Source organism: Streptomyces achromogenes subsp. achromogenes, from assembly GCF_000720835.1.
Taxonomy (GTDB): domain Bacteria; phylum Actinomycetota; class Actinomycetes; order Streptomycetales; family Streptomycetaceae; genus Streptomyces; species Streptomyces achromogenes.
On the sequence record NZ_JODT01000148.1, the window covers coordinates 1 to 229 of the forward strand.

The following is a 229-nucleotide window of genomic DNA, read 5'->3' on the forward strand; positions in this document are numbered from 1 at the left end:
CTCTTCCAGGGCGCGGGAGGCGCGCTGGAGGGCTTCCTTGCGGGTGCGGCCGGTGACGATCAGCTTGGCGAGCAGGGAGTCCCAGGCCGGGCCGATGACGCTGCCGGCCTCCACGCCGGCGTCCAGTCGGACGCCGGGGCCGGTGGGGGCGTCGAAGGCGGTGACGGTGCCGGGGGCGGGCAGGAAGTTGCGGCCCGGGTCCTCGCCGTTGATGCGGAACTCGAAGGAG

At 74.7% G+C, this 229-nt stretch carries 1 pseudogene; it reads right to left on the reverse strand.

Features of this window, described 5'->3' with window-relative positions:
- Positions 1-229, reverse strand: a pseudogene (locus tag IH25_RS38335) (acetyl-/propionyl-CoA carboxylase subunit alpha); the annotation flags it as partial.